10 protein-coding genes and 1 riboswitch are annotated in these 13,002 nt (G+C 70.2%); of the genes, 6 read left to right on the top strand and 4 right to left on the bottom strand.

Going from position 1 to position 13,002, the window contains the following annotated elements:
* Window positions 1-129 precede the first annotated feature (129 nt).
* Window positions 130-738 (bottom strand): DUF6461 domain-containing protein, encoded by a 609-nt coding sequence (locus CDO52_RS19420; protein WP_017619207.1) that lies wholly within the window; start codon window positions 736-738, stop codon window positions 130-132.
* Window positions 739-1,095: 357 nt separating this feature from the next.
* Complete coding sequence (locus tag CDO52_RS19415) at window positions 1,096-2,757, bottom strand: polysaccharide deacetylase family protein (protein WP_232524252.1); 1,662 nt, start codon at window positions 2,755-2,757, stop codon at window positions 1,096-1,098.
* Between the two features lie 266 nt (window positions 2,758-3,023).
* A riboswitch (cobalamin riboswitch) is annotated at window positions 3,024-3,246 on the top strand.
* Between the two features lie 176 nt (window positions 3,247-3,422).
* On the opposite strand from CDO52_RS19415, the gene metE reads away from it, so the two are divergent.
* A complete protein-coding gene (gene metE / locus CDO52_RS19410; protein ID WP_094932595.1) occupies window positions 3,423-5,705 on the top strand; it encodes a 5-methyltetrahydropteroyltriglutamate--homocysteine S-methyltransferase in 2,283 nt (760 codons plus the stop codon).
* Between the two features lie 154 nt (window positions 5,706-5,859).
* Here metE and CDO52_RS19405 read toward each other — a convergent pair whose 3' ends face one another.
* On the bottom strand, window positions 5,860-6,915 hold the full coding sequence (locus tag CDO52_RS19405) for a hypothetical protein (protein WP_017619203.1): 1,056 nt from the start codon (window positions 6,913-6,915) through the stop codon (window positions 5,860-5,862).
* A gap of 579 nt (window positions 6,916-7,494) precedes the next feature.
* Between CDO52_RS19405 and CDO52_RS28225 the strand changes: the two genes are divergently transcribed.
* Window positions 7,495-7,644 carry a hypothetical protein gene (locus tag CDO52_RS28225; protein ID WP_193373676.1) on the top strand — a complete coding sequence of 50 codons (150 nt, stop codon included), beginning with the start codon at window positions 7,495-7,497 and terminating at the stop codon, window positions 7,642-7,644.
* A 63-nt stretch (window positions 7,645-7,707) separates the two neighbouring features.
* Here the strand turns inward: CDO52_RS28225 and CDO52_RS19400 are convergent, their stop codons facing one another.
* Window positions 7,708-8,727 (bottom strand): coiled-coil domain-containing protein, encoded by a 1,020-nt coding sequence (locus tag CDO52_RS19400; protein WP_017619202.1) that lies wholly within the window; start codon window positions 8,725-8,727, stop codon window positions 7,708-7,710.
* Between the two features lie 808 nt (window positions 8,728-9,535).
* Between CDO52_RS19400 and CDO52_RS19395 the strand changes: the two genes are divergently transcribed.
* From CDO52_RS19395 to CDO52_RS19380, 4 genes are all read left to right on the top strand, one after another.
* Window positions 9,536-10,492 (top strand): methionine ABC transporter ATP-binding protein, encoded by a 957-nt coding sequence (locus tag CDO52_RS19395; protein WP_017619201.1) that lies wholly within the window; start codon window positions 9,536-9,538, stop codon window positions 10,490-10,492.
* Window positions 10,489-11,169 (top strand): methionine ABC transporter permease, encoded by a 681-nt coding sequence (locus tag CDO52_RS19390; RefSeq protein WP_094932594.1) that lies wholly within the window; start codon window positions 10,489-10,491, stop codon window positions 11,167-11,169. Before CDO52_RS19395 ends, CDO52_RS19390 begins: the two co-directional genes overlap by 4 nt.
* Window positions 11,170-11,273: 104 nt before the next feature.
* Window positions 11,274-12,119, top strand: a complete 846-nt coding sequence (locus tag CDO52_RS19385) for a MetQ/NlpA family ABC transporter substrate-binding protein (protein ID WP_017619199.1) — start codon at window positions 11,274-11,276, stop codon at window positions 12,117-12,119.
* Window positions 12,120-12,284: 165 nt separating this feature from the next.
* Window positions 12,285-12,962 (top strand): hypothetical protein, encoded by a 678-nt coding sequence (locus CDO52_RS19380; RefSeq protein ID WP_017619198.1) that lies wholly within the window; start codon window positions 12,285-12,287, stop codon window positions 12,960-12,962.
* Window positions 12,963-13,002 lie beyond the last annotated feature (40 nt).

Here is a 13,002-nt window from a genome sequence, read left to right as displayed (position 1 = left end):
GTGCACTTCGCCGAGATCAACGGAGGATCCGGCGGCATTGTCGGTGAAAGGTCTGTAGTCGGATATGACGAACGGCGCCCCTCCCGGAGGAGAATCCGGGAGGGGCGCCGTTGTCGTCGCGGTGGTGCCTCAGGTCCTGGCGAGCGGGGCGGGGGCGTCGAGCTCCGCGCCCAGCAGCGGGCCGTCCAGGTGCTCGGGGCGGATCCGGACGCCGGTGACGCGCTCGGCCAGGGCCAGCAGCGCGGCGCCCGGGTCGGGCAGGTCGGCCTCGTCGGTCAGCCCTACGGCCCGCATCTGGTCTTCCAGCGCGTCGGGGCGAGTGCCGCGGCGGACGGCGGGGGTGGCGGCGTCGAAGAAGGTCTGCAGCACGCCGTCGACGACCCAGCGGAACTCGCAGCGCTGCTCCATGAGGACGCGCACCGACACCAGCTCGGTCTCGGCGGAGAGCTGGCGGTAGCACTCCGGGCGGGTGGCGCGGCAGCCGGTGGGCTCCACGACGACGGTCCACCCGTGGACGGTGAGCGCGTGCACCGTGAGCGGCGGAATGTCCTCGGCGCTCAGCCCCGCCTCGACGGCCTCGGCGATTGGGAGGCACCGCAGGTGCCGCTCGGCCACGCCGAGGCGGCCCAGCGCCTCGGCCTTGGTCAGTCCCCGGACATAGGAGAGGCAGTACGCCTCGGCCAGATCCGGCTGCGTCTCTCGCAGCCAGGCGTAGTCACCTGGACACGCGACAGCCATCGGCCTTTCCCTTCTGCGTTCTCATGGGCCTTTGTGTGCGGGGGGTTCCGCCCGGAAAGGGAAGTGCGCCCACTTGACGTTTTCCCTCGGGGAGGTCGGTTAAGCGGGCCACTTCAGGACACCGGTATGGGATTGGGGAGGGCGATTCCGGGTATCCGCCCACGTCTCGATCGCGGGCCCCGGACATCGCCGTCACAGTGCGACAGTGCCGACACGACAACGTCGTGGCGGCGTCCACGGCGTCCCACATTACGCCTGGGTAGGGGGTGCCTTGTACGGGGGACACCCTTTTCTTATATGACGCGGCGCGCACCGCATTCTCGCGGGGCGCGCCGGTCCGTCTCAGAAGTGCCGCGGTCAGTCCTTGGAGTCGGACGCGTCCGAGGCGGGCGACTCGGTGCCCTTCTCGTCCTTGCCGTCCTTCTCGCCCTTGTCTTCCTTGTCCTCCTTGGAGTCCGCGCCGTCCTTCTTCTCCTCAGGGTGGCCGTTGAAGTAGGACTTGCCCGGCTCGGTGTCACCGAGCAACTGGGACACCGTGACCATCTTGTAGCCCTTCTCATCCAGCTGCTTGAGGATGGAGGGGACGGCGTCGATGGTCGTGCCGTGGATGTCGTGCATCAGGATGATCGACCCGGGCTGGGCGCCCTGCACCGCGCGCTTGGACACGATGGAGGCGTTGCGGTCCTTCCAGTCGTTGGTGTCGACGCTCCAGATGATCTCCGCGAGCCCCTTCTCCTTGGAGATCTTGGAGACCATGTCGTTGGTGGCGCCGTACGGCGGGCGCATGAGCTCCAGGCTGAACCCGGTCTCGCGCCGGACCAGGTCGTTGACCGTGTCGAGCTCCGCGCGGACCCGGACCTCGGCCTGCCGGGTCAGGTCGGGGTGGTGCACGGTGTGGTTGGCGAGCTCGTGGCCTTCGGCGTACTCGCGCCGCACCGTGGACGCGTGTTCCTGCACGGGCTCGCCGGTGAGGAAGAAGGTGGCCTTGGCGTCGTACTCGGCGAGGGCGTCGAGCAGCTCCGGCGTGCGCTCGCCCGGGCCGTCGTCGAAGGTGAGCGCGATGCACTTGGACGCGGGGTCGGAGCAGTCGACGCTGTCGTCGCGCACCGGCATCATCCCGGGGATCTCGGCGTCGGCGCCGTCCTTCGGGGGCGTCGCCGCCTTCTCGATCCGGTAGTCGGGGGTGACGACGACGGCCGCGGCCTGGGCCTTCTTGCCGAAGTCCGACAGCAGCGGGTCGACGTCCTCCTTCGGGATGACGGCGGAGATCCGGCCGGACTTCACCGGGGCCACCTGGCCCTCGTCGAACTCCACGACGAGGTCGCCGTCGGGGTTGAAGCCCATCGAGTCGTACGACCGCAGGATCGGGTAGAGCTGGGAGGTGTCCGCGGCGTCCTTGTCCTTGAGCGCCTTCTTCACCAGGCCGTCGAGGGTCTCCAGCTCCTTCTGCCCGGCCAGCAGCTCGGTGGAGTAGGCGGTGGTCCCCGTGGTGGTGTCGTACCAGTAGGTCGCGTAGGCGGTGTGCTCGCCCTCGTCGTCCTTCTCGTCCTGGGTGAGCCGGACCGCCACGACGTCGTCGCCCGCGACGCTCAGGTTCCAGCCGATCTTGATGTCCTTGGCCTTGGAGTTGGCGCCGAGGAAGTCGTCCCGCTCCTGGCCGGTGATCTCGCCCAGCCGCTTCGTCAGCGGGTCGGCGTTGGGGATCTTCGGGTAGGCCAGCTCCGCCGTGACGCCGGACTCCTCGGTCTCCTTCGTCTCCTCGGTCACGTCCGGGACGTTGTCGAGATCGACGACGGTGAGCTCGTCGGCCTTGCCGGTCGCCTTGGCCCGCTCGGGCTTGTCGGACTTGTGCTCGGCGTCCGGGGAGGAGCAGGCGGCGAGCGCCAGGGCGGTCACGAGTGCGAGCGCGATCGGAGCGGAGGCTCGCGGGAGGCGTGGGGTGCGCCGACCTGCCGAAGTCGGCGCGGGCGAGTTGGGTGTGGTGAACGGCGCGTCGGGTTCGCCGGGCTCTGTCTGCAAGGGAAGGAACGTCTTTCGCAATTGGTGGGGAGTTTTTCAGACCCGAATTCTCGGTTGCTCAAGGGTCCGGATCGCCTTCGCCAGGGGGTGTTCAGCAGGTGCAACCGGGCCCACCGAACGAGCTTAGAACGGTCAAGGGCCTGCCCGCTGACATGGCGGGCAATAAGAGCGTCAACACCCGCTGTCCGAAACGCAAAACCGCAGGAACGGGGATGTTTCGGGCGCATGAGGGCATGCCCGACCGAGCCGCGCGCAAACGGATCCCTATACTGGCAGCCGCGGTCGGTACACGCACGGCAGCAGTCGCGCGTGTCGAAAGAGGGAACCCGGTGCGAATCCGGGACTGCCCCGCAGCGGTGAGTGGGAACGAGAGCCGTCAACAGCACTGGGCACGACCCGCCTGGGAAGCGACGGCCGGTAGGCCCGCGTGTCGGCACCCCGGCACGTACGCCCACGAGTCCGAATACCTGCCCTCCGCCCGTGGACGCCCCCGCGTCCGCGGTTGGTCCACGTGCCTCGAGGGAGGGCCGCGGGCGACGGGCGCTTCACCGCGCACGCGCTCATGCGTTGCTCCCGAACGGCACGGCTGGACCGCCAACGGCTGTTCGACGAGGGAGAGAAGAAGCCATGAGAACCCGAACCTCGCTTCGAGGCGGTGCCGTCCGATGACGACCACCGTGCACGGATACCCCCGCATCGGCCCCAACCGCGAGCTCAAGCGGGCGAGCGAGGCCTACTGGGCGGGACGCGTCCCCGCCTCCGAACTGGACGCCGTCGCGGCCCGGCTGCGCCGCGGCGTCTGGGAGACCCTGCGCGACGCCGGGGTGGCGGAGATCCCGTCCAACACGTTCTCCTGCTACGACCACATGCTCGACACCGCGGTCCTGTTCGACCTGGTGCCGGAGCGCTTCCGCACCCCCGACTTCGCCGGGGACGACCGCGAGGCCGAGCTGCGGCGCTACTTCGCGATGGCCCGGGGCTCCGACGACATCGCGCCCCTGGAGATGACCAAGTGGTTCGACACCAACTACCACTACCTGGTCCCGGAACTGTCCCCCGACCAGCGGCCCCGCCTGGCCGCCTCCACCAAGCCCCTCTCGGAGTTCGCCCAGGCCAAGGGGCTGGGCATCGTCACCCGGCCGGTGCTCGTCGGCCCGCTCACCTTCCTGATGCTGGCCAAGCCCGCCGCGGACGCCCCGCAGGGCTGGCGGCCGCTGGAGCTCCTGGACGACCTCCTCGGCCGCTACGCCGAGCTGCTGGAGCTCCTGGCCGCCGCCGGCGCGCGCCAGGTGCAGCTGGACGAGCCCATCCTGGCGACCGATGACGGCCGCGCCGAGCTGGTGGCGCTGGAGCGCGCCTACGGTCGGCTCGGCGAGCTCACCAACCGCCCCGAGATTCTCGTCTCCACCTATTTCGGGTCGATCGGCACCGAGGCGCTGGAGGTCCTCAAGCGAACCCCGGTGGAGCGGATCGGCCTGGACCTGGTGGCCGGGCCGGAGTCGGTCGACGAGATCGCCGCCATCTCGGGCCTGGGTGACACCACCCTGGTCGCGGGCGTCGTCGACGGCCGCAACGTGTGGCGGGCGGACCTGCCCAAGGCGCTGTCCACCCTGGGCTCGCTCCTGGGCCTGGCCCGCGGGATCGTCGTCGGCACCTCCTGCTCCCTGCTGCACGTGCCCATCGACCTGGACGCCGAGACCGAGCTCGACCCGGTGATCCGCGAGCGGCTGGCGTTCGCCCGCCAGAAGCTCGACGAGGTCGTGCTGCTCGGCCGGGCGCTGTCGGCCGGGGACGAGGGCATCGCGGCGGAGCTGGAGCGGGCGCGTGCCTCAGCCCCGGACAGCGGGGCGTTCGTCAACCGCCGGGTGCGCGCACGGCTGGACGCGCTGGGCGACGACGTGGCCCGCAACGGGCACGACCAGCGCGGTGCGGCCCGGACCGACGACCCGCCGCTGCAGACGACCACCATCGGTTCGTTCCCGCAGACCGCCGATGTGCGCAAGGCGCGCGCCGACCACCGCGCCGGGCGGATCGACGACGCGGAGTACACGCGGCGGATGCGCGCCGAGATCGACCGCGTCCTCGCGCTGCAGGAGGACATCGGCCTGGACGTCCTCGTCCACGGCGAGCCCGAGCGCAACGACATGGTGCAGTACTTCGCCGAGCGCCTGGACGGCTTCGTCACGACCCAGAAGGGGTGGGTGCAGTCCTACGGGTCGCGGTGCGTCCGCCCGCCGATCCTCTACGGCGACGTCTCCCGGCCCGAGCCGATGACCGTCGAGTGGATCACCTACGCCCAGTCGCGCACGTCCAAGCCCGTCAAGGGCATGCTCACCGGCCCGGTCACCATGCTGGCCTGGTCGTTCGTGCGGGACGACCAGCCGCTGGGCGACACCGCCCGCCAGGTGGCGCTCGCGCTGCGCGACGAGGTCTCCGACCTGGAGCGGGCGGGGATCCGGCACATCCAGGTCGACGAGGCCGCCCTGCGCGAGCTGCTGCCGCTGCGCGCCGATTACCACGCCGACTACCTCGCCTGGGCGATCGGCTCGTTCCGGCTGGCGACCTCCGGCGTTGCCGACACCACCCGGATCCACACGCACATGTGCTATTCGGAGTTCGGGCGGATCGTCGGCGCCATCGAACAGCTGGACGCTGACGTCACCAGCGTCGAGGCGGCCCGCTCCCACATGGAACTGGTCGACGACCTGGCCGTCGCGGGGTACAAGCGGGGCATCGGCCCGGGTGTCTACGACATCCACTCGCCCCGGGTGCCCACGGCCGACGAGATCGAGGCGGCACTGCGCGACGCCCTGCGGGCGGTCGATCCGGGGCGGCTGTGGGTCAACCCCGACTGCGGGCTGAAGACCCGCGGCTACGCGGAGGTCGAACCGGCCCTGCGCAACATGGTCGAGGCGGCCCGCCGCGTGCGCGCCGACCTGCCCGGCTGATCCGGCCGGCCGTCCCGGCCGCCTGAGGCGCCGCCCGGTGTCCCCGACAGCGGGCGGCGCGCGATCGGGCCGGGAGCACGGAAAAACGGGGGTGTGCGGGCTCAGGCCCGCACACCCCCGTCGTCGTCTCCGGCGCGCTCGCCGCGATCGGTCCTTAGGAGCCGATCGGGGTCAGCGACGCCTTGCCGAGGTCGAGCATCATGTCCTCCACGTCGGAGAACTCCAGCGGGGCCGGGACGCTCTCGTCGGCGCCGAGACCGGGCGACATCGAGAGCTTCACCTCGGTGTTGATGTTCCCGTCGCGGATCAGCAGCGTGGCCACCGAGTAGTTGGAGCCGATGGAGTTCTCCGTGGCGAAGATCAGCTTGGCTTCCTCACCGATCTTGACGTCCTCTTCCTCGTGGACCTCGCGCTTGATGTAGTCATTGCTCTCGTCGGTGGCGTACTTGACGGCCGACTTGAAGTCGTCCTTGGCGCCCTCGACGGAGTCGGAGCCGGCGTAGGGGGTCTGGTACTCCAGGGAGAACGTGCCCCACGTGTCGCCCTCGCCCTCGACCCGCCAGCGGCAGGTGGAGCGGTTGTCGCTGAGGTTCTTGCTGCCGTCGGAGATCGAGTACTCGCTCAGCTTGTCCTCGGTGTAGGTCTTGCAAGCGTCCTCGGGCAGCTTGTAGGGCGGCTCACCCTTGGCCTTGGGTTCCGGCTCGTCGGCCGGCTCGTCCTTGGGCTTGTCGTCCGACTGCGACTGCTCCTCGGGCTGCGGGGCCACGGACTGCTTGTCGTCGCTGGGCCGCAGCACCACGATGAACACCGCGATCACCAGGATCAGGATGACGGCGCCGCCGCCGATGATGATCCACATCCCGGCGCTGCTCTTCTTGGGCGGCGGGGGCGGCGGGTAGCCACCGGGCATACCGGGACCGCCGTAGGGCGGCTGGGGCCCCTGGGGGCCGGAGTACATCGGCTGCTCCTGCGGCTGCTGGTACTGCGGCCCGCCTTGCGGTGGGCCGTAGCCCGGCTGTCCCCCGGTGTTCTGGCCGCCGTAGGGCGCCTGGTAGGGGCCGCTCGGGTACTGCTGACCGGGGTGGGGGCCACCCTGCTCGGGCCCGGGCTGGCCGTAGGCACCGCCGCCGTAGGGCGGTTGTCCTCCGGAGCCGCCTTCGCCATCCTGCGGGAATTGCGGAGGCTGTGTGTAGGGTCCGTTGTCGCTCATGACTCCCCTCGCGCCAGCTGCGTATATGAACTGTCCGTCAGACGCGCGTCGGCGCGTTGTCGGTTCCATCTGGAATGGCCTGATACGGGTGGATCCGCTCGCTAGGATCCGCGCGAGGTGCGCACACCACGGGCCGGGATGTGGCCATCCGTGACCGCGGCTCGACCTCGGGCGGAAGCGATCGCTCTGCTGCGTACCCCTGGCACCCGACGGGTTGCCGCATGTGCGTCAGGGGGCAGGACTCGGCAATCTTAGCTTCCGCAATCGGCCGCGGTTCCGGTGTCCCGGGGAATCGTCATGGATCGTCACCGTTTTGTGGTGGGAATGGGGGTGGAAACGGTGCATGTCGTCCCGTGCGCTGCCGCGCGGGCCAAAGGTTCGGACCCTGACGTTCAGGGTGGCGGTCACGCCAAGAAAACGGGACGAATCCGGCGGGATCGTTGCGGGATCGAGATCGGGTTCCGGGGCCGGTCAGCCGTCCGGCGCCCGCCTCTGTGTGCCGGGGGATACGGTGGGTATCCGCGGTATCCCTATCCCTCGACGTCCGCCGATGGCGGACCAGTGATGTGAAGGGCAACAGTGTCGTCGTCTTCCCCGCAACGTCCGGACCACCGTCCCCGGCACGGTTTCCTCGCCTGGCTCGTGTTCATCCTCGCCGTCGGCTCGATGCTGGCCCTCATCGGCGGCTGTATGACCGTCCTGTACGCCCCGATCTTCACCGGGGGCTGATGGGCCCGAAGCCGCACACCCTCGCGGGCGGGCCGCGGCCCGCCCGCGAGGCGGAAGGGCGCGTCACATCATCGAGATGTGCACGTGGTCGAAGTGGTTCTCGGTGATGCTGCCGCGGTCGGCCATGTCGCGCCAGCCCTCGCCGCTGCGGCGCACGTCCCAGATCTTCTGCCGATAGATGATGTACATGACGCCGAGCCGTTCCGCGTTGTCCTGAGCGAACTTCGCGATGTCGTACCCGCGGTCGATCTGCTCCTGTGAGGGCATCTCGCCCTCGTTGTTCACCATGAAGTCGCAGGCCCGGCCCTTGGGGTGCTCGCCGACGACGAAACCCCCGTCCGGGCGGTAGCAGCCGACGCCGCCCTGCTTCTTCCCCTCCCCGAACTTCTCGATGACGATTTCCTTCATCTGCCGGGTGCGCGGGGTGAGGCTGTCCGGCGGGCCCATCTCCTGGACGGGGTGCTTGGCGATGAGCTCCTGCACCTTCTCCCGGCGGCCCTCCAGCTCGTCGAGGTCCTTCTTGACCTTGTCGACCTTCTTCTCGGCGTTCTTCTGCGCCTTCTTGTCGCGGTTGATCGCCCGCTCCAGGCGGTTGATCTTGTCGCGCTGGCTGCTGGACAGGTGTCCGACCAGGGAGGCCTGGTCGATGACCTCCTGCGGGTCGTCCTCGACGAACAGCGAGAAGGCGGGGTCGATGCCGCCCCGCGTGTAGCTGGCCACGGCCAGCTGACGGACCTGGTCCTGTGCGGCGTCGACCTTCTCCTGGGTCTTCTTCGCGCGCTTCTCGGCCTTCTCGGCTTCCTCTATGACCCCCTCCATGTCGACGAGGTGGCCGCCGTACTCCTTGCCCAGGGCATCGGCCCGCTCCTGCAGCGAGCTCAGGCTCTCCTGGGGGGCCACCGCGCCGTTGGCGGTACTCGCGGTGAGGGGTGCCAGGCCGAGCGCGGCGGCCAGGGCCACCGCGGGCAGGGCGAGGCGGAGGCGACGCCGCGCCGCTGGGGAGAGGAGGGTCGTGCCGACGCGTGGGTCGGCCGCCCAGAAGTCGGCAAAGTCGTCCGGTCCGGATGATCGGTCGGGCTCCACGTGGATCGCTCCTCGGTTCTCAGCCGACGTCCGAGTGAGGGGGTCCTCCCTCGCGGAACGCGTCGGCTCTCGCATGGGGCCGGGACCGGGGCCGCGGTCCGTACTAGGGCCGGTTTTCGGCGGCGAGGGTCGCTCCTCCTCGACCGCGCTGTCCGGCGTGACGCCCCAGGCACATTAAGGGAGTTCGGTCTGTTTGCCAATCGATTGTTCGTGCTTGGGACGCTGTTTGAGTGTAGGCAAGGTCGGGGCGTGCGTGGCGGGTGCTCTCCGACTCCAGTGGAGAAACCCCCTGGGAACAGGGGAATTCGGCTACAGCAGCCGATAACTGTGGCGAACGTTACCCGGGATCGGGGCGAAACCGCCTATTTCACACCGCTCCGGTATGGTTTCGTAGAGGGCGTGAACACATTCGATCGTGGCAACGTGACCTCCCGCGCCTCCACGCGCGGCGGACGTCGGCGCTGCTCCATGCGGCACCGCTCGGCCGACGGCCGCTGTCGAATGTGTCGTTAGGCCTTCACCCGCACGCGTCTGTGCGCGGCCCGCGCGCCGGTGTCCGGATCGCTGGCGGCCCGACCCGACGGCCGCCGATCCTACACCCGCAGCGGTGCTCCCGACCGCCCTGGCTGGTGCGTCGCCATGCCCGCCGATGACCCGTGCCCCCTACGCTCTGACCTGGGCACATGCCGGCCGGATCGGTTCGGCGTGCCCGCTGTCCGCCTCCCCGGCCGTACCCGGCCACCGCCGGATACCGCGGGACACCGCGGGAAGCTCCACCCGACCCACGAGGAAACCAGTGATAGAAGCTGTGGGCCTGCGCAAGGTCTACCGGTTGAAGGACCGCGAGGTACTCGCGCTCGACGACGTCGATCTCAACGTCCGCCAAGGCGAGATCTTCGGCGTGGTGGGCCAGAGCGGCGCAGGTAAGAGCACCCTGCTCCGCTGCGTCAACCTGTTGGAACGCCCCACCCAGGGAACCGTGAGCGTCGACGGCGAGGACCTCACCGCGATGCGCCCGGCCCGGCTGCGCGCGGCGCGGCGCCGCATCGGCATGGTGCACCAGCACTTCGCCCTGCTGTCCTCGCGCACCGTCGCGGGCAACGTCGCCTTCCCGCTGGAGGTCGCCGGAGTCGCCCCGGCGCAGCGCAAGCGACGCGTCATGGAGCTCCTGGACCTCGTCGGACTGGCCGACCGGGCCCGCGCCTACCCCGCGCAGCTGTCCGGCGGGCAGAAGCAGCGCGTCGGCATCGCCCGGGCGCTCGCCTCCGAACCCAAGGTGCTGCTCAGCGACGAGGCCACCTCCGCGCTGGACCCCGCCACCACCGAGTCCATCCTGGAGCTGCTCGGTGACCTCAACCGCGAACTGGGCCTCACCATCCTGCTCATCACCCACGAGATGGACGTGATCAAGCGGATCTGCGACTCCGCGGCCATCATGGAGGCCGGTTCCGTCCGCGAGGCGGGGCGCGTGCTCGACCTCATCGGAACCCCGGGCTCGCTGCTGGCCCGCTCGCTGTTCCCGCTCCCGCCCACCGACGCCCCCGACGCGGTCGCCCTCACCTACCCGCGCTCCTACGACGAGCCGCTGATGTCGGAGCTGACCCGCAAGTTCGACGTCGACGTCAACGTCCTGGGCGGCGCCGTCGAGACGGTCTCCGGCCAGTCCGTGGGACGGCTCAACGTGCAGATCCGCGGGATCAACCGGGACGCGGCACTGGACTATCTGGACGGCAAGGGGCTGCTGGTGGAGGTGGCGGGACGATGACCTGGCTGAGCGAACTCGCCGAGCGGCTGCCGGAGATGTGGCCGGTCCTGTGGTTCGGCACCCTCGACACCATCTACATGGTGCTGTGGGCCACCATCTTCAGCATCCTCGTGGGCCTGCCCCTGGGGGTGCTGCTGGTGACCACCGACCGCGGCGGCCTCACCCCCGCGCCCGTCCTGCGGGCCGTCCTGAGCGCCGTCGTGAATGTCGGCCGGTCGCTGCCGTTCATCGTGCTGATGGTGGCCGTGCTCGCGCTGACCCGGCTGCTCATCGGCACGACGATCGGCCCGACCGCGGCCGTCGTCCCGCTGAGCATCGGCGCCATCCCCTTCTTCGCCCGCCTGGTCGAGACGTCGCTGCGCGAGGTCGACCGCGGCGTCATCGAGGCGGCCCACGCCATGGGCACCCGCAAGCTCACCATCGTCGGCAAGGTACTGCTTCCCGAGGCCCTCCCCGGCCTGGTCGCCGGGCTGGTGATGACGGTCGTCGCGCTGGTCTCGTACTCGGCCATGGCCGGGGCGATCGGCGGCGGCGGACTCGGCGACGTCGCGATCCGCAAGGGCTACCAGCAGTTCGACGACTACTACCTGTGGGCGACGGTCGTCCTGCTGGTCATCATCGTCCAGGCAGCACAGAGCCTCGGCGACCTGCTGATCCGGCGCCTCTCCCACCGCTGACACCGGACGCCCGGACCGTCGGCGAGCCGCGACGCGCCGCCCCCCGACCACTGTTCCAACCGATCCATCCGACACCGCTACGCCAACAGCAAGGAGCACGCACCGTGCGCAGAACTTGGGGAATCATCGCCGTTACGGCCCTGGCCACCACCCTCGCCGCGTGCGGCAGCCCCAGCGAGCTGGCCGAGGACAACGGTGACGCCTCCGGTCTGACCACCATCAAGGTCGGCGCGTCGCCGGTCCCGCACGCCAAGATCCTCGACTACGTGCAGAAGAACCTCGCCGCCGACGCCGGGCTGAACATCCAGGTCACCGAGTTCACCGACTACAACCAGCCCAACGCGGCGCTGACGCAGGGCGAGATCGACGCCAACTACTTCCAGACCAAGCCGTTCTTGCAGGAGTACCTCGACGGCAACAGCGACGCCGACCTGACCTGGGTCGACGACGTTCACCTGGAGGCGTTCGGGCTCTACTCGGACTCGCTGAAGGACGTCGGGGACCTGAAGGACGGCGCCAAGGTCGGCGTGCCCAACGACGCCTCCAACATGGGCCGCGCACTGAAGCTCCTCGCCGACAACGACCTGCTCACCCTTAAGGACGGCGCCGACAGCGCCGCCACGGTGGAGGACATCGAGGACAACCCCAAGGACCTGGACATCGTCCCGGTGGAGGCCGCCCAGCTGCCGCGCTCGCTCGCCGACGTGGACGCGGCCGTGGTCAACGGCAACTACGCGCTGGAGGCCGACCTGTCCGAGAGCGCCAACGTCCTGGCGTGGGAGGGCACCAAGGACAACCCGTACGCCAACGGTCTGGTGGTGGCCGCCGACAAGGCCGACGACCCCGACATCGCCAAGCTCGACGAGCTGCTGCACAGCGACGAGGTCCGCAAGTACATGGAGGACCAGTGGAAGGGCGTCGTCACCCCGATCGACGCCGATGCCGAGTAACACGAGTCGCACCTGACGCACACACCATGGGCGCCCGCGCACAGTGCGCGGGCGCCCATGGCGCGTCCGGCCGCGACCATCGCTGTCAGCGCTTGCGCACACACCCGATAGCGTGATCGCGAAGGCGGCGTTCGGCAGGAGGACGCCGCGGGGGAAGGGGCGGCAATGTACTGGGTCACCTACCTCTCGCCCAGTGGGGGCGCGGAGCGGACCGGCACGATCGACGACGGCTGCGTCTTCGGCTATCCGGGACCGGAGAGCGTGGCCGAGCTACTGGCCGCGGGCGGCGACACCCCGAAGCGGGCCTTCGACCGGGCGCTCGCCGACCCGGTGGAGATCATCGTGCGGTTCGAGGCCTGCCACTGCCCGCCGATCCGCCCGGCGCACCCCATCCCGCTCCGGGTGGACGGCGCGTGGACCGAGGCCGCACCGGAGCTGGTGCGCGGCACGGACGACGGCGTCCTGCTCCCGAAGGGAACCGCGGCGCTGTCGGCCGCCGTGGGCGTGGCCGCCGTGTTCGACGGCCACGGGGGACACGCGGGCTCGACCCTGGCCTGCCTGTGGCGCACGCCGGAGCGCGGCCCGGCCGCGCTCACCCTGGGCCCGGCGGTCGTCACCCCCGACGACCTCGGCGGGGGCGACCTCACGGTGACCGCGACCGTGGGGGAGGAGACGCTGGCCAGCGCCCCCGTCACCGGTCGACCGCAGCGCACCGGCGGACCCACCGGCGCCCTCCGCGCCGACCTGCCCGCCGAGACCCGGCCGCTGGAGTACGGCGAGGAGCTGCTCATCGACGGCGGCCCCTTGGGCATGTTCGAGATCCGCGTCGGCTCCGGCGCCTGACACGGGAGACGGCGCGGTGCGCGGCGTCGGCCGGGTCAAC

Origin of the sequence: Nocardiopsis gilva YIM 90087, assembly GCF_002263495.1 — a bacterium.
Taxonomy (GTDB): Bacteria; Actinomycetota; Actinomycetes; order Streptosporangiales; family Streptosporangiaceae; genus Nocardiopsis_C; species Nocardiopsis_C gilva.
This window is presented reverse-complemented; position numbering and strand designations above follow the sequence as displayed.

Coding starts and splice junctions, on each gene's coding strand:
- CDO52_RS19420 (WP_017619207.1), bottom strand. CDS start 738: ATGGCTGTCGCGTGTCCAGGTGACTACGCCTGGCTGCGAGAGACGCAG.
- metE (WP_094932595.1), top strand. CDS start 3,423: ATGACGACCACCGTGCACGGATACCCCCGCATCGGCCCCAACCGCGAG.
- CDO52_RS19390 (WP_094932594.1), top strand. CDS start 10,489: ATGACCTGGCTGAGCGAACTCGCCGAGCGGCTGCCGGAGATGTGGCCG.
- CDO52_RS19380 (WP_017619198.1), top strand. CDS start 12,285: ATGTACTGGGTCACCTACCTCTCGCCCAGTGGGGGCGCGGAGCGGACC.
- CDO52_RS19405 (WP_017619203.1), bottom strand. CDS start 6,915: ATGAGCGACAACGGACCCTACACACAGCCTCCGCAATTCCCGCAGGAT.